Genomic DNA, 22,509 nt, shown 5'->3' on the forward strand with positions numbered 1-22,509 from the left:
AACTAATTAGAACAAATATAGCAAAAAGGAAAGAAGATACCTTCTTTCCTTTTGTTTTTCTATTTACATTTCTATTACTTCACCACTTCATTTATTATATCTATTATTTGATGAATTCCCTCATCATTTGTTTTCTTATATCCATTCATGTTTTGAATATATTTCTCCTTATTTGTATACAACTTATTTACTGCATGTATAAATGTATTCGTACTTACTCTGTCTTGGAGTATAACTTCCGCATATCCTTGCCGTGAAAAATATTCAGCATTTAAAACTTGATCTCCCCTACTGGAACTGTTAGTTAACGGGATAAGCAACATCGGTTTCTTCAAAAATAACAATTCAGAAATAGCAGTAGAACCCGCTCTAGAAACTACAACACTTGCCATATTTAGTATATGCGGCAACTCGTCGCCTATATATTCAAATTGCATATATCCCTCCATGCCAATAGATGGGTCTACCTTCCCTTTACCACATATATGAATAATATTAAAGTTTAATAGTATTGTATCTAAACATTCCCTTACCATATCATTTATCCACTTAGCACCTTGACTCCCACCCATAATTAATAATACTGGTTTATCTTGCTGAAATTCACAATATCTTCTTCCTCGTAATACGTTACCCTTCTCAATTTCTTCCCTTACAATTGGTCCTACATAAACCTTCTTCTCATTACTTACATTTTCTCCTGTCTGAGGAAATGTTGTGCATAGCTTTGTAGCAAAAGGTAATGCTATTTTATTGGCAAGCCCTAATGTGCTATCTGGTTCACGTATAATTATAGGCACACGATTTAACCATGCTCCTATAGCTACAGGAACTGAAACAAATCCTCCTGCTGAAAAGATAACGTCAGGCTTTGTTTTCTTAATTAAATTATAACTTTGTAAACAACCGCGTATAATTTTAAAAGGATCTTTAAAATTCTCCCAATCCCAATATCTCCTAAGCTTTCCCGTTGAAACACTATTGTATTTTACATTTTGCACTAATGATTTTTCAATTCCATTTTTGGATCCAATATACTCGACTCTCCAGCCTTTCTCTATAAATTTAGGAATTAATACAATATTAATCATAACGTGTCCGGCTGTACCGCCCCCAGTAAAAAGAATCGTTTTGCTCATAACTTATACCCACCTTTATTATTAAAAATCTAGCTTTCTCTTTACCTTTTAAATGTAAATAAACTTATTATTTTTTATATAAATCTTTAACTCCACCTCTATATCTTGTAAAAGATCGTTAATGAGTTCATAAAAATCATTTCCATACTCACTACACTCGTATTGAGCAAAGATTTGAATCACATATCTAGTTTCCGTCTCTAATGCTGACTTTATTCGATTAACCCTTTTTTCTTCTACATACGCTTGATATTTATGTATTGCCTCATAAATAAGCAATACATGCGCTTCTTCATCTCTCCAGTCCAGCGTATCAACAATTGAAAGAAATAGCGTATTTTGATTATCTATTACTTCATAACCATTCATATATTTCTTACACCCTTTTTTGTTTTTCATTGCACGCAGATGTCACTACACTTCGCATACTCAAGTACATCTTTTAATGATTGATGAAATTCAATTTCTGGGATCCAACCTAAATTTTTTATTTCCTCTGTTGCTAAACTCTCATTTGAGTCGCTCCCACTTTTCTCTGTTTCCTCTATAAAAAAATTTAGCTGTGTTAATTCTTTATATTGTTCTAGTACATCTAATAAAGATCGTTTTACTCCTGATCCGATATTATATTGTTTTCCATTTATTCCATCTCGTAATAACACATGATACGCTTTGACCGCATCACGTACATCTAGAAAATCTCTACTATCTTTCAAACTGTTTACTTCGATAATAGCCTTACTTCTACCTGATTCTATATCTATTATTTTCTTTGCGAGAATCGAACAAATACCATTCGATACCCCTGGACCAATTAAGTTTGAGGGCTTTGCAATGATAATATTTGAATCCATTAATCCTCCCCAAGCCTCTGCAATAATGACTTGCATCGTTTTACTTAAACTATATGGATTTGAAATTTTCATTTCGTTCATACTATCTGCTTGCAAAGCAGATCCTATAACTAATGTTCTACAATGCGAGGCTTCTTGCTTAATTGCTTCTAATAAATATAACGTTCCTATTACATTAATCTCTATATACTCAAGAGCAGCTGTCCAAGATTCTATAACCGAATTCCTTCCCGCTAAATGCAATACGTAGTCTGGCTTTATTTGTTTCATTACCTTCATTACTTCGCTCTTATTAGTTAAATTACACGTAATACCATTTCTAATTTTTTCTCTATGTGCACGATTTTGAAACATAGGAATTACATGAAAGCCCTGCTCTAAAAAATAGTGGCAAGCATGGCGGCCTGTGAAACCATTTGCACCAGTTATTAAAAGGCTCGCATTTTTTTTCATCGCAAAAACCCTCCTTTTAATAGCATTTGTTTCACCTCATGTTTTGCAAGTAAATCTTGTTGAGAACTAAAACTCTTCACATCCACTAGCGGATAGCTAGAATAATATTCTTGAAGTCCTTCGATAGGAATCGTCGGTAGTACCACAAAATAATTTTGATCAAAACTTATACTTGTTTTACTCTCTACCTCAGATAGAAGCATTTCACTTAATTTTTCACCCGGTCTTATCCCTACCTCTTTCACCTTAATATTTTCTTTTTTTGAATCTTCAATTAATATTTCCGCTAAATCTGTTATTTTACATGCCGGCATTTTCATAACAAAGATTTCCCCGCCTCTACCTTGAGATACGGCTTTAAATAACAATCCAACAGCATCTTCAACTGTTAAGAAAAATCTAGTCATATTCGCATCGGTAATCCCTACTTGTGAAGATCTTTTAATTTGTTGTTTAAAAAGCGGTACTACACTTCCACTCGTTCCTAAAACATTTCCACCACGAACACAAATGAATTTTGTTTTCTTCGTTTGTATATTCGCATGAACCATTAATTTTTCACCAATTGCTTTTGTCATCCCATACGTATTTGATGGATCAGCTGCTTTATCCGTTGAAACATATATAACTTTTTCAACTTGCATCTGTGTAGAGGCTTCAATTACATTTTGCGTACCATGTATGTTAGTTTTTATAGCTTCATAAGGATAATACTCACATACTGGAACGTGTTTTAAAGCTGCAAGATGGAATACATAATGTACACCTTGGCATGCATAGACTAGTTGATCTTTATCACGAATATCTCCAATAATAAATTTTAGCCTATGATCATTTATAAACTGTTGCTGCATTTCAAACTGAACCGTTTCATTTCTTGAAAAAACTCTAATTTCTTTCGGTGATTTTTCTAATAGTTGTTTTATAAGTTCATGCCCCCACGAACCTGTACCACCAGTAATTAAAATTATTTTATTTAACATTCCTTTTCCTCCTACGAAACATCTCAATTTAAATAATATTTATTGAATTATTTTCAATTGATTCAAATCATAATCGTCGTTTGTTACATTTAATTGACAAAATAAAAAAACAGAAACTATTAAACTTAGTTTCTGTTTTTCATTTCACCTCACAACAGTAAGATTTTCCATACTGTTTGCATGATAAATAAATTCCTTGTAAAAAAACACCGCTCATTTATTTCTTATACTCGTAATAAAATAAATAGAATGATTCATAGCCAATAATCATGTTTAAATTTATGAAAAAGGGAGGTAACGGAATGGACCGAAGCAATTCAAATCATACATATAACGGACCTTCCAAAGCACTGCCTCTCTCCCTATTCGACGTAAAAAATGAATTAAAACAAAAAAGCAAGCTTATTCCTTCTGACACCATGTATAAATTAACGAAAGAAGAACAACTCATCATCAACAAAATTAAAATACAAACAGAACAACTAAATAAAAATAATGTTACAAGAACACGCGCATACTACCAATTTTACATTCAATATCCAGAAATACATTGGGCACTGCTTGGACATATGGTATCACGTAACGGCGGTTGGAATATGACTGATTTAAAGGGGGATTTATATACGAGAATTTTATCAGAGAAAGATCAATTCATATTTTTTTCTTTTTTAGAAAAAGGGAATTGGCTTATTTTCCAAGATGTATACCCTCAATTTTTACTTTACGAACAAAGTGTAAAGAGATCACAAAAGTTATTTCACCTTCTCCCTCACCTAAATGTTTCTACATTTATGGAAACGATGTGGCACCATTTTTGGAAAACAGGTAACAAAAAAACTTTAGCGATTGCCACTATTATTAATGAACAAAACTACTTAGAAAAAAGAGTGATTCAAAATGTACAATTTAAAAAGACTGTACTAAATAGTATTGGATTTAAACTCTTTGATTTCTTTCAGTTTAATCATATTCTTTTCCCATTCTACGAAAATGATAAGAAACAAAAAGTATTACTATTTGGTGATACAATGAAACATTTCACTTCCTTACATGAACGGATATTAATTGGAAAAAGATTGTACTCATTATTATTTCGAGATACACATGTTTTATCTCAAATAATAAGCTGGGCTCAACACCATCCACATACAGGATCAAGGAAAGATTACTGGCCCCATTTATTTTCAAGTGTAAATGAATCTTTTTCCCGTGAGTTTTATAAGCGCCGAATAAAGAAATGCCAGTTACGAAATGGCGCTTATCGCATATACAGCCCTGCACTCATCTATGCATGGCGAGATATGAAGCATGAAGAAGTTGACAGTGAAGATTGGTTTACCGATTGGCAAGTTGTAAATTACTTAGTTGATAAGGAGGAAAATATAAATGGACAAATTACAGAAGACTACTGCAAAACACTCGAAAAAATTGAACTCGCCATTCTCGCAAAGAAAAATGTCCTCCTCCGAGAAGAAGAATGAGTTTCTAGCATTAGTAGTTACAATCTTTCTCTCTTCTATTATTGGAACTTGCTTAGATGCCTTTTTTGTTCATAAACAAATATATTCCTTTCCGGCTAGGCCCTTCTCATCCACATTTTCGGTTAATATAGCTTTTACATTGTTCGTACTGCCGATTTTAACAGTTATCTTTATACACATTTCAAAAAAATTATCTAAAGTTTCTAGAATTTTATTTATTATTTCAATCGGTATTTGTGCTAGCCTTTTTGAACAGATTGCTGAAAGTTTAGGTTTATTTGTACATAACGCGAATTGGAACCATACATATTCTTTATTTGGTTATATGATTTTTCATTCTTTTATTTGGAACGTATATAATTGGATAAAAAAATAAAGAGACCATTATAGGTCCCTTCTTAAGCATACTCTTCCGTTATTGCTAATGGTGCCAATGTTTGAAGGCTTTTAGAGCGTAAACGATAGGCAACGACTTTCTTCTTATATTGCTTAATGACATCAACATGTTCTTCATAGCTATATAGCGAAAATCTAATCTCTTTATTCCCTTTCTTCGTATCAATGACTATGGGTGTCCCTTCTCCGTGCGGCGGGAAATAATGTTTATCTAAAAACAAAGCCTCATTAAATTCATGAATAACTTGTAGTTTCATTTCTCCCTCTATATTTTTTCCATCTATCGATATAGAAGTATTTTCCGCCTCAAGCTTTTGATGCAATTCAAATTTACTAATAATTGATTCCACAACAGAAGTGGGCATGCTAGAAACTAATACTTTAATAGCTCCAAAAACAAATAATGTAACTATAAACCATGTTGTCATTGTTATCATCTCCATTACATTTAAAAAATAAATTTCGTTCCATACGGTATTAGTATACTAATGAGTATTCCAGTTACAATCATCGTTACCGAACCGATTGTCGCCTCTTTCTCGCCTTCCTTCACGAGACGGCTCACACCGATAATATGTGATGCACAGCCCATTCCAACTCCTTTTCCAATCGTACTTGTTATACTGAAAAACTTAAGTACTGTTGGTCCGATAATAGCGCCTGTTATTCCTGCAACAACTACAAAACTAGAAGTCATAGATGGAATACCACCAATTTGATCCGCTAATGATAGGGCAATAGGCATCGTTGCTAACTGTGGTAAAGTAGTTAATATAAGTTCCTTATCTATATTTAAAATTCCGCCAATCACTACATTCATACTCGTTACAGCCACTATACCTATCACTACTCCAATAAGTATCGATAAAAAATTTTTCATAAGTATCTTTCGCTCTTTAAATAGAGGTATGGCTAATGCTACAATTGCAGGGCTCAATAAGCTTGAAAGAATGTCTCCTCCATTTTCCCTATACTCATGATGAGAAATACCAAAAATGAAAAATAAACAAATCATAATTGCCGTAACTGTTAACACCGGTAACGTAAATGCAAACGTAAATTTTTTATATAGCTTTGTCGCCAAGAAATAAATTGCTACAGTAATAATAATTAAGACCATTTGAATCGTGCACCTTGTCGATTTTATTTTTTTGTTGTTATTAATAATTGACTTATATACCCTGAAACAATCAAAGTTACTACAGTACTTGCAACTACTAAAAGGAATATAATACTCTCCTTACTGAAAAGAAAAGACCCGTATTCCATGAGCCCTGTTGTCGAAGGGATTAAAAATAACGGTAAAAATACGATTAACTTTTCCGCACCTAACTCAAACCATTTTAACGGTAAAACGCGAGTGGAAAGGAGCAGGAACAGTATTAACATCCCTATTAAACTTCCTGGCATTGATAGATGGAATACTCCTTGAATCCACGTACCCACTAGGCTAAATACATATAGCACGCCTACTTGAAGTAAAAGCGTCACGTACTTCATTTCTTTCCCTCATTTCACTATCACACATCCATATTATGAAATCTCATTTAGCGTGTCGGCAAACCGTTTAATTCCAAGTTGAATTTGTTCTATATTCGCTCTACCAAACGTAAATCGTATATATTCATTTTTCGAACCTAAAACACTGCCCGGAACAAATGCGACACCATTCTGTATAGATTCACCTAATAAGTGATATTCATCAAACTTTCCTTTCACTTTACACCATACATGTATTCCACCCTCTGGCACGAAACATTCAACTCGGTCTCCCAATGTTCCTTCAAGCTCTGCAATTAATACATCTCTTCTTTGCTTCAATTGTCCACGAAGTATCGTAATATGTTTATGGAAATCCTTTGATTCTAAAAATTGATTTGCTACCCACTGCGTAAATACACTATGGCCAAAATCAACTTGTTGCTTTGCATCTGCTAAACGCTCAATTACACGTGTAGGACCAATTATCCATCCAATACGTAATCCTGATGCAACAATTTTTGATAATGAACTTATATAAAGAACATTTCCATTTTGGTCCATTGATTTTAATGTCGGGTTCACTTCTCCATTAAAAGAGATTAAACTATACGGATCATCTTCTACAATTGGTATACCGAACTCAGAAGACAGTTCTAAAATTTTTTTACGTCTCGCTAATGAAAGCACAGTCCCCGTCGGATTCTGATAATCTGGATTCAAAAACACCATACGAATGCGATGCTTTTTGTGCAAATCGATTAAGTCATCTGGATTCATTCCATGCTCATCAACAGGTAAATGAAATATGTTTAAACCGGCCGATTTAAACATTGGAAGCGAAAAACAATACGAAGGATCTTCAATCGCGATCGCATCACCAGGTTTTAATAAACATTGAACGATAAGATTAAGCGCCTGTTGTGCTCCTGACGTAATAAGAATAGAGCTTGAATCTGCTTCAATTTGTTTATATTGCTGAACATGTGCTGCAATTGTTTTTCTCAACATCTCATTTCCAAGTGGATGATCATAACCGAGGTTTTCCATAAATGTTTTCTCCGACAAAATTGTTCGAAATCTATCACTTGGAATTAATTCTGGTGACAGTTCACCGCTTGCTAAATTAATTAAATCATCTTTTTGTGTTTCCGTTCGAATTTGTTGAACGAGTGGTACGTTAGGTAAGAACGATCCATCCTCCACGTACCTACCCCAGTTCGGTATTCGTTTATGTGAGACACCCCATATGTCTGTATTGACCCGTGTTCCGCTTCCCTTTTGCCGTTCTACTACTCCAAGTGATTTTAATTCTTCATACGCAGCTACTATTGTACTCCGGTTCACCTGTAATTCCTTTGCTAACATACGCTCAGAAGGTAACTTACTATCAGAAGGAAATTCACCTGAAGAAATGCCTCTTTCAATATAATCCGCAATTTGTTTATATACAGGTGTCTTATCTGCACGATTTGGTTTCCATTCCATCTAGTTTCCTCCTTTCAAAACGAACTATCCTCATTTTTTACTAACAGTATTCACCGTAAAAATAGTATTAATTAGTCACATTTTCTTATCCGTAAATGGATATATCCAAAATGGTTCTCTTTCTGATTACTCAATAGCTTCTGAAATTCCAACTTCATACTCTCATTTCAATTCTTTTACAAACTATTAAATCATTACCGCGTACCATGTTACCCCGGCCAGTAGAACAAAAAGAAGAAGAATATAGATTGCAGATAAGTTTTTCACATTTCTTTTTGTAGACTTACCGTAATTCTCCTCCACGTTTCTTGCAACTAGTACAGTCCCAAATAGCGATACAATTACAATAATAACGACTAGTGAAATTGCAAAACTCATTGTCTTTTCACCTCTCTAAGACCCATCTATTTTAATTAAAGAACTTACATAAAAACCTTCCTCTTTAAAACGTCGATAACATACTACCTTTCTTCTCTTATCATAATAGATGTTTGCAAAAAGCGGACCAACCACTTTCATGTTTTTTTGCTCATCCACTTAAAAAATAAAAAGCAACTGATCACTTAGGACCAGTTGCTTTTTTCACACGATAATTTTTCATTTAAAATTAATTTGATTTAAAAGTTTCGCCTTTTCATAATGAAACATCGACTGAGATAACTCAAAAATTGTTCCATTTACAAGATACACTGTATTTTCAATAAGAAGCGCCGGATCACCTTCATTTAATTCTAAAAGCTGTGCATTTTCTTTATTTACTTTTTCACAACTAATAACTTTATCAGCAAAACCAATATTTAATCGTAAATCTTCAATGAAATAACTGTATACAGAGCTTAATGCTATTTCTTCGTTCAAATATGGAATAATATCCTTTTTGAAATAACTTACTTCAATAGAGAATGGTTTAGCATCTACAATTCTTAAGCGCTTCAAAAAATACAACCTAGTTCCAGCTTCGCATTGCATCCGCTTTGCTATCTCTTCGTCCGCATCTATTACTTCCAGCTCTAACACTTTCGTTTCAATATTTTGTGAAACAAGATTTTTCGTTAATCCACGTAAACTTCCTAAATTAATGTAATCTGTTACAGAAGTTTCGCGTAAAAACATGCCACTACCTTGCACTTGAAAAATATAACCTCTATTCACAAGCTGACTAATTACTTTACGTATCGTATTACGGCTTACTTCAAATCGATTCATCAACGCTTCTTCTGTAGGTAGTTTTTTCGTTTCATTAAAAAGCCCATCTCGAATGTTTTGCTCTAACACATCTGCAATTTGTTTATACTTTGCACTCATACACTTTCTCCTAAAATACGCTTTTATCTGTTATAACTCTTCCCCTCTCGTTTCGATCACACGTTTATACCAATGAAACGAAAGTTTCTTCTTACGTTTTAAGTTATCATTATGATCGACAAAAATAAAGCCATATTGCTTTTTATATCCATTTAACCAACTTAAAAGATCAATCACTGACCATGCATAATAACCTTTTAAGTTAATTCCCTCTTCAATTGCACGCTTCATTACTTTTAAATGTGCTTCAATAAATTTAATTCTCGGAACATCTACAATTTCTCCGTCAATGATTGGATCTTCATCACCAAGTCCATTTTCCGTTACATACATCTTTATGTCACCGTAACGCGCTTTCAACATATGCAATCCCTCTAAGAAACCTTCGGGAGATATTTCCCATCCCCATTTTGTATATGTTTTATCATCCATTTTAACTGTTCGATAAAAACCATCAAAAGAAGGGTTACCTGGAGCAAGCGTTGAGTTTTCTCGAGAGTGTTCCTCACTCTTTATATCCATATCGTATCTTTCTACTCGTATTGGTTGATAATAATTCAAGCCAATAAAATCATTTTCTTCTGCATTTTGTTTAATGATTTCTAATTCTTCAACCGTCCAATTAGGAGTCCATCCTTTTTCCTTTAATTGTTGTACAACATAAGACGGATACTCGCCTTTTAAAATTGGATCATAATACCAATACGTTTCATATTCATTCGCATGATTTGCTGCTTGTATATTTTCTTTTTGATCATCCACACTATAAGCTGGTAAGAAAACATGTGTAATCCCAATCTCACCATATTGTTTCAGCTGCTTGTACACCGCAACTGTTTTCGCGTGTGCATAAAATACATAATGAGTCGCTTGAAAATACTTTGGAACATCATTTTGTATTCCTGGTGGATGTGCACCTTTTAAATAACCTAATCCACAAAACATTACGGTCTCATTAAAAGTAATCCAATGCTTAACTCTGTCACCAAATGCCTTAAAACAAGTTTCTGCATATTTTACGAAAGCCTCTGCTGTTCTTTTATTCGTCCATCCACCATCTTTTTCTAACGGTAATGGTAAATCCCAATGATATAAAGTGACAAACGGCACAATCCCGTATTTTAAACATTCATCAATTAAGTTGTTATAAAATTCAATCCCTTTTTCATTTACCTTTCCATCTCCAGTCGGCAATATTCTCGCCCAAGAAATAGAAAAACGATACGATTCTAATCCCATCTCAGCCATTAAGCGAACATCTTCCTTATATCGATGATAATGATCAACAGCTACATCACCATTTGTTCCATTGTATGTTTTGCCAGGAATTTTTGAAAACTCGTCCCAATTCGTAACACCTTTTCCATCTTCATTCCATGCACCTTCTACTTGATAAGAAGCTGAAGCAGCTCCGAATAAAAAATCATGTGGAAACTTCATAGTATATACCTCCATTTCATTACAACAAATCAAATTCAATCATACATATAAAATTTATAGGTACAAATTTTATATGTATGATTATATCTTATGTTTTTATTTTTTTCTATTATAAAAGTACAATTTATATTGTTGGTTATTGGAAAAGAAATAAGAAGCGATATATTTTATCGCTTCTCACTCTCATCATCTTTATTCTTTTATTAGTGACTTATTCGCTCTTATAACTTCTTGATACAATAATGGTGACCACTTTTCATTTATGTAGTCTTGAATTACCCAGCCTACTCTCGCAGGATTCTTTTGTTTTATATGGTTTGCAATTTCAGGATTTATATAAGAGGCATAGTAATATGGACTATTCCATGCTGTACCACCAGAAGACAAGCTTGTAAAATTTATATATAGATGATTTAAATCCTCGCTATTGTTCATCGTTTCATTCATTGTATCTTTAATAGATTTTACTTTCTCATCATAACTCACTTTATATTTATCTTGTACTGTTACATTTACATTTTGATTTACAGTTGTGGTAAACGTCTCATTATCTGGCCAATAAAAATTATTATATCCTCCAGATTCATTACTACCACTATATCTTTTTAGTAGTACAATTTTCCCACGAGCATCTCCAAGTTTTATATTTCCTTCTGTTTTTAAAAAGATAGGATCAACAAAATAATTTTTTTCAAACGTACTACTAAATGAATCTTCTGCCCCTTTCATATCCTCATACTCTTTTTTTAAAGACATAATAATCGTTTCACTCGGGTTATCTCTTAAAAATTGTTTCGCTTCGTTTATGAATTCATGCAGTGTTACATAAAGATATAATGGCCCATGATGAAGAACTATCGTATTATCATCTGTTAAACGTCCTCTTATATCAAAAATGCGAGCTCCATGGTCCATTTGATAGCGAAAATCATATTCTTGCGTCATTCCCCATACTTGCTTAATCGGATTTTGCAACTTGAACGTCCCACTATCGTGTGTTCCTGGAATTGAAATTCGTGCTAACGGGATATTATCAGGTATAGGTTGCATCCATTTCGACCAATTTTCAAGCTCATTAACAGAGCTAGCTGCAACTACTTGCTTATCATGTAAAGCAAATACAAATGTGATAAATATTGTACTACATATGAATAATTTCAAAATTAACTTCTTATTGCTCATTATTATCCCTCTCTTTTTCTGTTTTTATATCAAACTTATTGAATATAATATAAGCTAGTTCAGAAAAAATAAATAACATTTCATCAATATGAAATATTGCATAGAAGTAAAGTTAAAAAATCATTCACATATACTAAATTAGAAAAATTTAAAGGAACTTCATCTGAAGTTCCTTTTACTTATTTTATGTTCAATACGTATGAACCATCTTTATTCTCATATTTATAGACGTATAAATAATATTTACCTGGCTTTGCATTATAAGTTCCTTTAACTACATTGCCTTCATTTTCACCATATGCTACATAGTTATTTAAATCTGATTCATGATGAAGTACCCATGTCATTCCGATATTTTGTTCATTTAGTAGAGAAATATTAATATTTTCCGGCGAGTCAATTTGGAAAGTAAATACATCTACTCTATCACTATTATGTAGCATTCCTTTCACCGGTGTATGAAAGTTAACTTTATTTGCCTGTCTAGGCTCATTATTTGGTTCATTTTCTGTTACTTGTAATTCATTCCCACCGTTTGGTTTTCTTTGTTCATAGCCTAAGTTTACTAGTATAGACTTCAAATCTGGTAAAACACCAATTTTATCTGCATATGGATCTTTAGATTTTGTTCCTGTGCTCTGGTTGCTTAATATTGCTCTTAGTTCACTAGGTCTATATGGTTGTCCTAAATTTTCTTTAGCAATGCTTTGTACTAAAGTCGCTGCCCCAGCAATAATTGGCGAGGCACTAGATGTTCCGCTAAAGCTTGAAGTATATAGATTTACAGCACTTCTACTTTGTTCAGCTGTAGTTGTATCTACATTTTCTCCCCATCCGTACACATCAATACGGCTTCCATAATTCGAAAACCACATACGTTCATGAGGGAAAGATGAAGAGCCAGCGCCTACCATAATTGCACCCGAATCTTTAAAATCTTTACTATTACGATTTAAGACTTGCTTACCTTTTCTATCTTTGAACTGGTCTAAATCATTCCACCCATTTGCTCCAGCCTCTATAATTACAATCCCTTTATCTGTACCAGCACGAATTGCATCAAAAATATCTGGTTGTACTTCAACAGGTAAATATTTATCACCATATCCATCAAAGGATGCTTGCGCCTCTAATAATAAAACATCCCCAGCTTCTAACTGATTTACAGCGCTTAATATTGCATCAGCCGTATTATACTGTCCGTTATCTCTTATTTGAGAGATAACCTTTGCTTTCGCTTTTGGCGCAATCCCAATATTCCCGACTTCATTGTCCTCAGAGGATACAATTCCTAGTACAGACGTCCCATGACCGACATGCTGATCTATATTTCTTCCAGACATTAATTCAATATTTTGATGTAATAAATCCTCATGATTTAATAGCCATCCGTATTCCATATCAACAAAAGTAATACCATTTCCATTACCGCCTTGAATTCCCCAGGCGAAAGGCGCATTAATACCGTATGGGGCTGCTTCAAGATAACCTTGTTTTTTAAATCTAGGATTGTTATTAGGATTAAGAGCTACACTTGATGATTGCACTTCAGGTGGCATTATTTTCTCTTGTTTCTTCATATACGCATCTTCTATTAAAGAAGATGCCTTTAACTTATCTACTATTTCTTCTTCATACCCACTATTTTGATTTTGAAGAATATAGTAGTTTAATAGACTTGTAGATACATGATTAGGTGCTTTCACTTCAAGGTTTTGTATTTGTTCCGGGCTTACAGATGTGAATAAACGAGTAAATGTTACATCTGGATATTCTGTCAAAAGATCTTTTATTATTTTATCATTCGTTTGAGATTGTATTTGTTTTTCAATACCATCTTCATATGGCAAATCCAAATCCGCTTTAAATTTTACAATGATTTGCTTATCTGTTTCTTGTTCTATCCCTAATTTACTCTGCTGTTCTATAGAATCAGCATATACACTATTGATAGTGCCTCCTGTTCCTAAAAGTGTTGTAATGATTACAGTTGACGCACACATTTTTTGAAATATTTTCATTACATCAATCCTCCTATTAATAATTATTAATCATTATATTAATCTATAATGATTAATTCTATAACGTATTCCCTTTCTACTAAATAGATTATAGTAATCAGAAATATGAACTTCAATGTATTTTCATATGCAATATTTCATATTCTGACTCTACACTAAACGAATATGAAACTTATAGTGATTATTTATTTTATATGTGCTAATATACTTACATTAATATATTACGCATATACACATTTCAAACTACATTACTTAATCGTTTCACCTTAATTTTTTCTTAGGAGGATTTACAATGAAATTACTAAAAATAAAACATATAATTCCTTTATCTGCGGCCGCAATTACATTCGTATGTAGTCAAAGTACAGCTGAAGCTTCTACCATTCATACAGTAAAAAAGAACGATACACTTTGGGGCATTAGTAAACAATACGGAGTTTCAATACAATCCATTAAACAGGCTAATAATAAAGGAAACGATAAAACCTTTATTGGCGAACAGTTACATATTCCAGGGTCCGTGAAATCAAATGAAATCAATGTTCCTCAAAATGCCAAGCCTGCGAACATTTCTGAACAAATTATTTATCAAGTACAACCGGGAGATTCATTAGAAACGATAGCAAAGCGTTACAATGTCACTGTCCAATCTATAAAACAAATGAACAATACAGTCGGAAACAAGCTTTATACAGGACAACATTTAAAAATCAACTCAAGTATTTCACAAAAAGAAAAAGACTTAATGGCACGCTTAGTTACCGCTGAAGCAGGTGGCGAATCCTATAAAGGAAAAGTAGCAGTAGCCAAAGTTATACTAAATCGTGTAAATGCAAAAGGTTTTCCAAATACAATAACAGGCGTTATTTATGAACCTATTAAATACGGATATGCATTTACTCCTGTTACAGATGGAAGAATTAATCAACCTGCAAGTGCAGAAGCAAAAATGGCTGTAGAAGAGGCTATCTCCACAAATGGAGTAGATTCAGACTGGATTTATTTCTACAATCCAAAAACATCAACGGACAAGTGGATTACGACACGTCAAACAGTAGCAGTAATTGGTAATCATGTGTTTGCTAAATAAAATTTAAAATCATTAACAGACCTCTTCACTTAAAAGGTCTGTTTTTTTCTATGTAAGATGTTATTAATCATATGACATAGTTATTTTTTAAACTGTTTCTTCTTTCAAATAAAAATTTTTGTATTTACTCCACCACTCGTAGAAATTAATAAAGCATCAAGTTCAAAAACTCCCACTTTATTAATAAAAGCTATTTCTTAACTTCATAAAATTGTTATACACTAGAAAAATAAAAAACAAACTATTCGTTAGCAGGTGGAAGAATATGTATGATGTTACGATTATCGGCGCTGGAGTAAGTAGCATTTTTATGGCTTATTCACTAGCTAAAAGTAACAAAAAAGTTTTAATTCTTGATAAAGGTAAAGCGCTAGAAGATCGCCATTGTCCTTTAGACGAAGGAAAAGTGTGTAATTGTACTACATGTGATAAATATTTCGGGTTTGGTGGTTTAGGCAAATCTGAAGGGAAATTTAATTATACAAACGGATTTGGCGGAGAACTTGAGAAAAAAGTCGGTAAAGAGGGTTTTTTACAACTCATGGCTGAAGTAGATGAAATTCTATGTCAGTTTGGTGGAAGTTCGGTTTCAAAATATTCTACTGAAAATTCAAGTCTCACTAAGAGAGCTGAAGCGTGTGGTTTACAAATGCTAACAACAGAAGTAAGACATCTTGGTACTACACTTTCCAGTAACATTTTTCAGCAGCTCTATGAATTTTTACTGACGAAAATAAAGATCCAATTTCATATAGATGTACAACATATTCTGAAACAGGAAGATCATTTTACAATAGATACAAATCAAGGAACAGTTCAAACTAAGCAACTAGTATTTGCAACTGGGCGCTCTGGGGCCGATTGGTTAAAAGAAATGTGCAGTTCCCTAAATATTTCTCAGGAGCAAACACGTGTAGATTTAGGAATTAGAGTAGAAATGAAAGAACATCAATTACGTTCTATATTAAAAGATACTTTTGAAACAAAACTTTCTTATCAAGGTGAGCATTTCACAGCAACTACTTACTGTATGAATCCAAAAGGACGCATCATTCGAAAGTACGAAGAAGGTTTAGTTATGCCTGACGGTCAAAATTTTCGAGAGCAAGGAACTGGCACTTCTAATTTAAATTTCACTTTATTTATTCCTAGCTATTTTCCAACTCTCAAAGAAGCAAATGTATACGCAAGTTCAATTATTAAAGGCATTAACCAAGGACGAGATCGGATTGTTATACAGCGCTTAGAGGACTTACTAAAGAAACAACCTACGGCGGAAAACAGCATGGAACATAGCCGTATACAGCCTACACTACAGGGGGATTATGGAGATTTGAATCAAGAAATTCCTCAATTATATATTGAAGGGCTCAAAGAATTTTTATTACGTTTAGAACAATTTATACAAGAACCTATTGATCAACATACTTTACTATATGGAATTGATGGAAAGTTCTATGCTCCTACGATAAAAATTAATAATCATTTTGAAACTAGTATACATGGGCTATTTTTAATTGGAGATTGTTCAGGCGTTACGCATTCATTATCTCAAGCAGCTGCAAGTGGTCTGTATGTTGGAAAGTACTTATCTGACATTTAATTTCTATCATTAAAATGTCAGTCAAATATTTTCAATTTCAAAACACTTTACTTACATATAGTAAAATTATATTAATAACCCCCCTATCCTTCCCTGCTAATAATTAACCGACAAAAAATCGGGATTTTACAAAATACATATGTAATATAACTGTATATTTAAAACGATTGACATTCAATTCTAATAAATTGAATGTCAACAGTTTTAAAAGTCTCTATCCATTTTCACTTTTATTTGTTCGATATTTTGTAACATCATCATAGTGTTTAATATGGTAGGATGTCTATAAGTCAATTTCACTACAACTATGACTTGTTCTGCCCGTTTCTCAAAAAGAGTTATATTTATGCTACTACGCTTTAAAAATCCCCATTGTATATATATGAATACTTCAAATTATTCCCTTTAGAAAACAAAGTCTAAATGGTTCATTACACTCTAATAGTTATAAAAACATAATATATAACTTTAGTTAAATAAATTATATAAAGAAGGTGTAAAAATGAAGAACAAAATAAATTTACAAATGCAAAATATAAGTTTTGTTATAATAATGGCTTTAGCGGTATGGTTAAAAACATATCTTATTACGCGATTCAGTTTTGATTTAAAAATCGAGTCTTCAACGCAAGAGCTTATTTTGTTTATTAGCCCTCTAGCCGCATCATTAGCATTTGTTGGATTAGCATTATTTGCAACTGGTGAAAAGCGAAATTATATAGCGCTCTGTATTAATTTCTTATTAACAATCGTGCTTGTTGGAAATGTAATGTTCTATGATTTTTATAGTGATTTCGTTACATTACCAGTACTTGGACAAACCTCAAACTTCGGCCAATTAGGCGGCAGTATTATAGAAATATTAAACTACAAAATTATACTCGCATTCGTAGACATTGTTTTCTTCTTTATTTTATTAAAAAAGAAATCATTGGTCTTTAAAACAGAACGTGTAACTCATTCTACGCGCTTGTTATACTTTCTTTTAACGATTGGTGTATTCTTTGCGAATCTACATCTTGCAGAAAAAGAGCGCCCTGAATTATTAACAAGATCATTCGACCGAGTCATGCTTGTCAAAAATTTAGGCTTATATACTCACCAAGTATATGACTTAACACTGCAAGTAAAAGCTGGGTCACAAAAAGCACTTGCTGATAGTAGTAAATTACAAGAAATTGAAAACTACGTAAAAGCAAATCAAAGCGAGCCAAACCCTAATATGTTTGGTGCAGCGAAAGGAAAAAACGTAATTGTCGTCACTCTTGAATCCTTGCAGACCTTCTTAATAGGCGCATCAGTGAACGGGCAAGAAGTTACACCATTCCTAAATGAATTCATAAATGAAAGTTATTACTTTGATAACTTTTTCCATCAAACTGGTCAAGGGAAAACATCTGATTCTGAATTTCTAATCGATACGTCGTTGTATCCATTAAATCGAGGAGCTGTATTCTTTACACACGGTAACAATGATTATACTGCAACTCCAGAAATTTTACGTCAGCAAGGTTATTTCACTTCTGTATTTCATGCGAATAACGCAACATTTTGGAATCGTAATATCATGTACTCTGCTCTTGGTTATGATCGTTACTATAATGAGCTTGATTACAAAATTACACCAGAAACAAATTTAAATTGGGGATTAAAAGATATCGAATACTTTGATCAATCAGTAGATATATTAAAAACTGTTAATCAACCATTCTATGCTCGTTTCCTTACTTTAACAAACCATTATCCATTTACGTATGATGAAGATACAAAATTCATTGAACCATACAACTCTGGTAATGGCGTATTTGATCGTTACATCGTAACAGCACGTTACTTAGACGAATCAATTAAAAAATTTATTGAACGTCTAAAGGCCGAGGGGCTTTACGATGATTCTATTATTGTGTTATACGGTGATCATTATGGTATTTCCGAAAAACATAATCGTGCAATGGCACAGTTTTTAGAAAAAGATCAAATAACAGAATTTGATACTTTAAATTTACAACGTACACCTTTATATATTCATATTCCTGGACAAACAGAAGGTCAAACTATTTCAAAGCCTACTGGACAAATCGATATGAAACCTACTATTCTAAATTTATTAGGTGTTGATTCTACGAATGATATTCGTTTTGGCCATGATATGTTTTCAGATGAATATACTGGCTTTGTTGTTTTACGTGATGGTAGCTTCGTTACAGATAAGTATGCATACAAAAACAACACTTTCTACGACCGTATAACAGGTGAAATTGTAGATTTACCAAAAAAAGAAGCTCAAGCCCTCATTAAACGTGCCCAAAATGAATTACGAATGTCTGACAAAATTATTGAAGGCGATTTATTACGCTTCTCAGAAAGCAATAAAATTAAAACTGGCGAAGTACAAACTAAAATTAAAGAAACAGAAAAATAATCTATATATGAAAAAGGAGCAACTTATTACAGTTGCTCCCTTTTACTTTTATTCTACGCTTGTTTCTAAAGCTACATCCGTATAGGTATTATCATTACCTATATTTAAAATTACTTCACATTGACGCAATCTCAATTCAAAGAGCATGATAGAATCATGATAGATTTCAGGATTTGATTTCATCTTATGTAATATCTCTTGTTTTTCTTGTATTTCTAAATGCGTGTTTTCTACAGCTTGCTTTAAAGAGTTAAATGGATTCCTAAAGAATATATTAATATCTCGCTCTTGTGTGTTTTCAAACAGCTCAAATTGCAAGAAAAATTTCTTCATAATAGAAGCCGTTACTTCAGTATAATCTTCATTTTCTACATACTGTTTGTATTTGTTATATAGCATAGATTTATTTTTAGGAAGAACTCCAAACAATTTACCGGCACTTTTCAGTAAAAATTGTGCTGGCGTAAATCGACGTAAAATATTTACTTCATCCATTTGTATTCTAGTCGTCATCCTGTCAGTATCTCTGCGCCAGTCATCAAGCACTTTAAAGTCACATTCTAACTGTATTCTATTTTCTCCAAATAGTGAATTAAGCCCTTCACTAAGTTCTTCTAAATACGTTTGACTTTGAAGAAGCTCATTATTAGAAGTTGCAATCCAATTTTGCATAGAAAGAGCCAGATTAGGTAACACAGTTTGTTCTAAATATTTATGCACTCTTTCATTCATTGCTTTATTTAGTTCCGTATCCATGTGCCCGAAATCACTTTCTTCACTAATTAAATTAGAACAGCTCTTTAATATCTTCGGAATATTTTCAGTAAGATCATTTGTAATTTCAGTCTTCATTGAACGATATGATTGTGTAATGAAATGAATTTTTTCCCTCTCAAATGTAGTAAGGTTATTAATGCTACCGTTTAGTTTCACTAGCATATCTTCATTCCAATTAATAGCATCCACCAGATTATTTTCTTTCTCAACACGTTTATCCAAAAGATATGTAATTGTTTTTCGAATGAAAAATAATAACTTTTCAGTACGTTCTGCATCGATATTTTTATGATTAAAGTTAAAATGAATAAACTCAGTTAAATCATTTAATTGTTGACTACTTGTATATAACGAGGAATAAGGGAAAATTCTCGCATACGGGAAATATGTGTTTATTCTCGTTGCCGTATCATGTAATACCCTTTTCACTTCTGCTTCACTGTAAATGTTATCGATTTTATTTAATAAGAAATGAATTTGTAAATTTGGCGTATGTTCTTGAATACTTAATAGAATGTCACGTTCTTTATCAGTAAAAGGTGAATCCGCATTCAATACGAACAGTAATTCGTCTACAGAATTTAAATATTCGAATATCTCATCTCTAGTGTCGTTATTCCTATTAAAGCCAGGTGTCACTACAAATGTAAGTTTATTTTCATTTAAAAATCTGCATGGTAATTTAAATTCAACACACGCTCTATCTCTATATGTTTGATGGTGCTGAGACATCATATTATGGTAATCAGAGACATCTTCCGTTGTTGTAATTGCTGAGTCTGTTATAGCGTTTATTTCTATATGAGCATCATTTTTTAAAACTACTACATTTGAAATTGATTTTTCTAATATATTTTCTCCTAATATAGAGTTAATAAATGTAGTTTTTCCGTTCCCTGAAGTTCCCGTTACTAAAATACGATTTGTTCTTAAATCTGCGAGCTCGTCAACTAACCATTTAAATCGGTGACCTATTTCTATATTCTGCTTTTGTGCCCACTGTGTAATAGATTCAAAAAGGTGTAAGCTGTACTCTAAGCCATTTACATGATTAATAGAATGTGACAGTAAGTTTTTCGCATGTTCTATATTTGCTGAATCTATTTTGGAAGGGAAAATCTCATCCCATGCCAATACAGCTGCAGATGGAAATACAGCATAAGATGGATTGACTACCTTTAACCAATTTGCTAACAGATTTGGTATGATATCGTTTAATTGTCTAAGCGTATATTGACCTTGAATTAATGCAAAGTACGTTTCTTCGTAAAGAGCAGAAACTTTGTTCCATATATCGGACGAATGTATTTCAATATGTAAGAAAAATTCATTTATTGTGTTAAGCCACAATAAGTAATTTTTTTCATTTTTATAACTGTTCCAGAGTGATGAAACCATTTGCGTAAATTGTACTTGATCTACATTATTTAATGTAGCTAATGCATCATAAAAATAGTCTGGTGAAATATGTTTAGTAAACCCTTTATCGATATATCCTTTTAACACCTCAAACCAAGGATACGATTCTATGCGAATTAACTCATTCACAGCAAGCTCTACTGCACTATCAAAATCTTGCTGTTCCTCATAAAAGGAACGGGCAATTTTTGTGACATTCGGATAATCAGGATTTAAAGAAACTGCTTCTTTAATAACACCGAAAGCTGAGTCAAAATTATTTTGCTCAATGTAAAGAGAAAGTAATTGTAGTCTAATTTCGGTCATCAATATTTTATTATCAGTAGTAATAGAAGTATAAATATTTTCAGCAAATGATAACTGATTCAGTTCGAAATAAGCATCCGCAATATTTTTTTGTGCCCATGGTGCTAATTCATTACTAACCTTCTCCCATTTAAAAATAGCTGCTTCAAAATCTTGATGACGATAATAAAATTCACCTTGTGCAAAACGAATATAAGACCCATCAGAAATCTCATTTTTTTCTTCGTTTACATAAGCTTGTCCAAGTACGTCAAGAGTTGGTTTTGTTTCATTCTCCATTAGGAATGTTTCATAATACATCTTTTTTATTAATTGTTTTTCTAATCTCATCTTTTCCCCCACTATATCTTGAAAATACATTTTTAAGATATGTCAATACTTTTTGTATGTATGCTTTTTATCTTAACAAAGAATATCTTTTGGAAAATTTCATTTTCCTTTCATTTTTCAAGTTAGATTGAATTTTTATGAGAAAAGTTTCAGTTTTTTTTCAATTACCTTTCAGTTATGAAACAGCATTAAATGTTCCTAATAACCTAATAACACTATAATATTCCACATTATATTATCAAGAAAACCCCATATAAACCATATTATAAAAACAATCTATATTGAATTTATATACATAATTAACTGTGCTGTCAAACAAAAAAAAACAACAATAGGAGCCA

At 32.6% G+C, this 22,509-nt stretch carries 19 protein-coding genes; 5 read left to right on the top strand and 14 right to left on the bottom strand.

Features of this window, described 5'->3' with window-relative positions; genetic code table 11:
- Positions 1-74: 74 nt before the first annotated feature.
- The 4 genes from ACUN13_RS00180 to ACUN13_RS00195 are packed head-to-tail and all read right to left on the bottom strand — an operon-like array spanning position 75 to position 3,429.
- Positions 75-1,139 carry an undecaprenyldiphospho-muramoylpentapeptide beta-N-acetylglucosaminyltransferase gene (locus ACUN13_RS00180; RefSeq protein WP_000047562.1) on the bottom strand — a complete coding sequence of 355 codons (1,065 nt, stop codon included), beginning with the start codon at positions 1,137-1,139 and terminating at the stop codon, positions 75-77.
- A gap of 48 nt (positions 1,140-1,187) precedes the next feature.
- Positions 1,188-1,538 (bottom strand): DUF6572 domain-containing protein, encoded by a 351-nt coding sequence (locus ACUN13_RS00185; protein ID WP_002164458.1) that lies wholly within the window; start codon positions 1,536-1,538, stop codon positions 1,188-1,190.
- Positions 1,535-2,446, bottom strand: a complete 912-nt coding sequence (locus tag ACUN13_RS00190) for an NAD-dependent epimerase/dehydratase family protein (protein WP_000739078.1) — start codon at positions 2,444-2,446, stop codon at positions 1,535-1,537. Before ACUN13_RS00190 ends, ACUN13_RS00185 begins: the two co-directional genes overlap by 4 nt.
- Positions 2,443-3,429, bottom strand: coding sequence for a UDP-N-acetylglucosamine 4,6-dehydratase family protein (locus ACUN13_RS00195; RefSeq protein ID WP_409531769.1), 987 nt, complete (start codon positions 3,427-3,429; stop codon positions 2,443-2,445). Before ACUN13_RS00195 ends, ACUN13_RS00190 begins: the two co-directional genes overlap by 4 nt.
- A gap of 302 nt (positions 3,430-3,731) precedes the next feature.
- Between ACUN13_RS00195 and ACUN13_RS00200 the strand changes: the two genes are divergently transcribed.
- On the top strand, positions 3,732-4,910 hold the full coding sequence (locus tag ACUN13_RS00200; protein ID WP_000376159.1) for a DUF2515 domain-containing protein: 1,179 nt from the start codon (positions 3,732-3,734) through the stop codon (positions 4,908-4,910).
- Entirely contained in the window at positions 4,885-5,286 is a 402-nt protein-coding gene (locus tag ACUN13_RS00205; protein ID WP_033687074.1) for a CBO0543 family protein, read from the top strand. Before ACUN13_RS00200 ends, ACUN13_RS00205 begins: the two co-directional genes overlap by 26 nt.
- A 22-nt stretch (positions 5,287-5,308) precedes the next feature.
- Here the strand turns inward: ACUN13_RS00205 and ACUN13_RS00210 are convergent, their stop codons facing one another.
- The 9 genes from ACUN13_RS00210 to ACUN13_RS00250 all read right to left on the bottom strand — a co-directional run bounded on the left by ACUN13_RS00210 (position 5,309) and on the right by ACUN13_RS00250 (position 14,221).
- The gene (locus ACUN13_RS00210; RefSeq protein WP_000214634.1) at positions 5,309-5,734 is read right to left on the bottom strand and encodes a YfmQ family protein; all 426 of its coding nucleotides are present in this window, start codon (positions 5,732-5,734) and stop codon (positions 5,309-5,311) included.
- A 20-nt stretch (positions 5,735-5,754) separates the two neighbouring features.
- Positions 5,755-6,426: an LrgB family protein gene (locus ACUN13_RS00215; RefSeq protein ID WP_000242939.1), complete on the bottom strand. Its 672-nt coding sequence runs from the start codon at positions 6,424-6,426 to the stop codon at positions 5,755-5,757.
- A 23-nt stretch (positions 6,427-6,449) separates the two neighbouring features.
- The gene (locus tag ACUN13_RS00220; protein WP_000878488.1) at positions 6,450-6,806 is read right to left on the bottom strand and encodes a CidA/LrgA family holin-like protein; all 357 of its coding nucleotides are present in this window, start codon (positions 6,804-6,806) and stop codon (positions 6,450-6,452) included.
- 33 nt (positions 6,807-6,839) lie between these two features.
- Entirely contained in the window at positions 6,840-8,273 is a 1,434-nt protein-coding gene (gene pdxR / locus ACUN13_RS00225; RefSeq protein WP_000454965.1) for a MocR-like pyridoxine biosynthesis transcription factor PdxR, read from the bottom strand.
- Between the two features lie 186 nt (positions 8,274-8,459).
- Positions 8,460-8,651 carry a hypothetical protein gene (locus tag ACUN13_RS00230; RefSeq protein ID WP_000006458.1) on the bottom strand — a complete coding sequence of 64 codons (192 nt, stop codon included), beginning with the start codon at positions 8,649-8,651 and terminating at the stop codon, positions 8,460-8,462.
- A 219-nt stretch (positions 8,652-8,870) separates the two neighbouring features.
- Positions 8,871-9,578: a GntR family transcriptional regulator gene (locus ACUN13_RS00235; protein WP_409531766.1), complete on the bottom strand. Its 708-nt coding sequence runs from the start codon at positions 9,576-9,578 to the stop codon at positions 8,871-8,873.
- 30 nt (positions 9,579-9,608) lie between these two features.
- Complete coding sequence (locus ACUN13_RS00240; RefSeq protein WP_000671628.1) at positions 9,609-11,018, bottom strand: glycoside hydrolase family 1 protein; 1,410 nt, start codon at positions 11,016-11,018, stop codon at positions 9,609-9,611.
- A 192-nt stretch (positions 11,019-11,210) separates the two neighbouring features.
- Complete coding sequence (plcA, locus tag ACUN13_RS00245; RefSeq protein WP_000066288.1) at positions 11,211-12,200, bottom strand: phosphatidylinositol diacylglycerol-lyase; 990 nt, start codon at positions 12,198-12,200, stop codon at positions 11,211-11,213.
- A 179-nt stretch (positions 12,201-12,379) separates the two neighbouring features.
- Positions 12,380-14,221 carry a S8 family peptidase gene (locus ACUN13_RS00250; RefSeq protein WP_242259265.1) on the bottom strand — a complete coding sequence of 614 codons (1,842 nt, stop codon included), beginning with the start codon at positions 14,219-14,221 and terminating at the stop codon, positions 12,380-12,382.
- Between the two features lie 292 nt (positions 14,222-14,513).
- Here ACUN13_RS00250 and ACUN13_RS00255 point away from each other — a divergent pair, with 292 nt between their 5' ends.
- The 3 genes from ACUN13_RS00255 to ACUN13_RS00265 all read left to right on the top strand — a co-directional run bounded on the left by ACUN13_RS00255 (position 14,514) and on the right by ACUN13_RS00265 (position 19,336).
- Positions 14,514-15,311 carry a cell wall hydrolase gene (locus ACUN13_RS00255; RefSeq protein ID WP_409531765.1) on the top strand — a complete coding sequence of 266 codons (798 nt, stop codon included), beginning with the start codon at positions 14,514-14,516 and terminating at the stop codon, positions 15,309-15,311.
- A gap of 265 nt (positions 15,312-15,576) precedes the next feature.
- Positions 15,577-16,914, top strand: coding sequence for an NAD(P)/FAD-dependent oxidoreductase (locus ACUN13_RS00260; RefSeq protein WP_000272405.1), 1,338 nt, complete (start codon positions 15,577-15,579; stop codon positions 16,912-16,914).
- A 502-nt stretch (positions 16,915-17,416) separates the two neighbouring features.
- Positions 17,417-19,336, top strand: a complete 1,920-nt coding sequence (locus tag ACUN13_RS00265; RefSeq protein ID WP_409531763.1) for an LTA synthase family protein — start codon at positions 17,417-17,419, stop codon at positions 19,334-19,336.
- A 48-nt stretch (positions 19,337-19,384) separates the two neighbouring features.
- Here ACUN13_RS00265 and ACUN13_RS00270 read toward each other — a convergent pair whose 3' ends face one another.
- Entirely contained in the window at positions 19,385-22,168 is a 2,784-nt protein-coding gene (locus ACUN13_RS00270) for a dynamin family protein (RefSeq protein WP_438906218.1), read from the bottom strand.
- Between the last annotated feature and the right edge of the window lie 341 nt (positions 22,169-22,509).

This window comes from Bacillus cereus group sp. Bce041, from assembly GCF_052646455.1.

Coding starts and splice junctions, on each gene's coding strand:
- ACUN13_RS00185 (WP_002164458.1), bottom strand. CDS start 1,538: ATGAAAAACAAAAAAGGGTGTAAGAAATATATGAATGGTTATGAAGTA.
- ACUN13_RS00235 (WP_409531766.1), bottom strand. CDS start 9,578: ATGAGTGCAAAGTATAAACAAATTGCAGATGTGTTAGAGCAAAACATT.
- ACUN13_RS00220 (WP_000878488.1), bottom strand. CDS start 6,806: ATGAAGTACGTGACGCTTTTACTTCAAGTAGGCGTGCTATATGTATTT.
- ACUN13_RS00210 (WP_000214634.1), bottom strand. CDS start 5,734: ATGACAACATGGTTTATAGTTACATTATTTGTTTTTGGAGCTATTAAA.
- ACUN13_RS00195 (WP_409531769.1), bottom strand. CDS start 3,429: ATGTTAAATAAAATAATTTTAATTACTGGTGGTACAGGTTCGTGGGGG.
- ACUN13_RS00260 (WP_000272405.1), top strand. CDS start 15,577: ATGTATGATGTTACGATTATCGGCGCTGGAGTAAGTAGCATTTTTATG.
- ACUN13_RS00230 (WP_000006458.1), bottom strand. CDS start 8,651: ATGAGTTTTGCAATTTCACTAGTCGTTATTATTGTAATTGTATCGCTA.
- ACUN13_RS00215 (WP_000242939.1), bottom strand. CDS start 6,426: ATGGTCTTAATTATTATTACTGTAGCAATTTATTTCTTGGCGACAAAG.
- ACUN13_RS00265 (WP_409531763.1), top strand. CDS start 17,417: ATGAAGAACAAAATAAATTTACAAATGCAAAATATAAGTTTTGTTATA.
- ACUN13_RS00240 (WP_000671628.1), bottom strand. CDS start 11,018: ATGAAGTTTCCACATGATTTTTTATTCGGAGCTGCTTCAGCTTCTTAT.
- ACUN13_RS00180 (WP_000047562.1), bottom strand. CDS start 1,139: ATGAGCAAAACGATTCTTTTTACTGGGGGCGGTACAGCCGGACACGTT.
- ACUN13_RS00270 (WP_438906218.1), bottom strand. CDS start 22,168: ATGAGATTAGAAAAACAATTAATAAAAAAGATGTATTATGAAACATTC.
- ACUN13_RS00190 (WP_000739078.1), bottom strand. CDS start 2,446: ATGAAAAAAAATGCGAGCCTTTTAATAACTGGTGCAAATGGTTTCACA.
- ACUN13_RS00255 (WP_409531765.1), top strand. CDS start 14,514: ATGAAATTACTAAAAATAAAACATATAATTCCTTTATCTGCGGCCGCA.
- ACUN13_RS00250 (WP_242259265.1), bottom strand. CDS start 14,221: ATGAAAATATTTCAAAAAATGTGTGCGTCAACTGTAATCATTACAACA.
- pdxR (WP_000454965.1), bottom strand. CDS start 8,273: ATGGAATGGAAACCAAATCGTGCAGATAAGACACCTGTATATAAACAA.
- ACUN13_RS00200 (WP_000376159.1), top strand. CDS start 3,732: ATGGACCGAAGCAATTCAAATCATACATATAACGGACCTTCCAAAGCA.
- plcA (WP_000066288.1), bottom strand. CDS start 12,200: ATGAGCAATAAGAAGTTAATTTTGAAATTATTCATATGTAGTACAATA.
- ACUN13_RS00205 (WP_033687074.1), top strand. CDS start 4,885: ATGTCCTCCTCCGAGAAGAAGAATGAGTTTCTAGCATTAGTAGTTACA.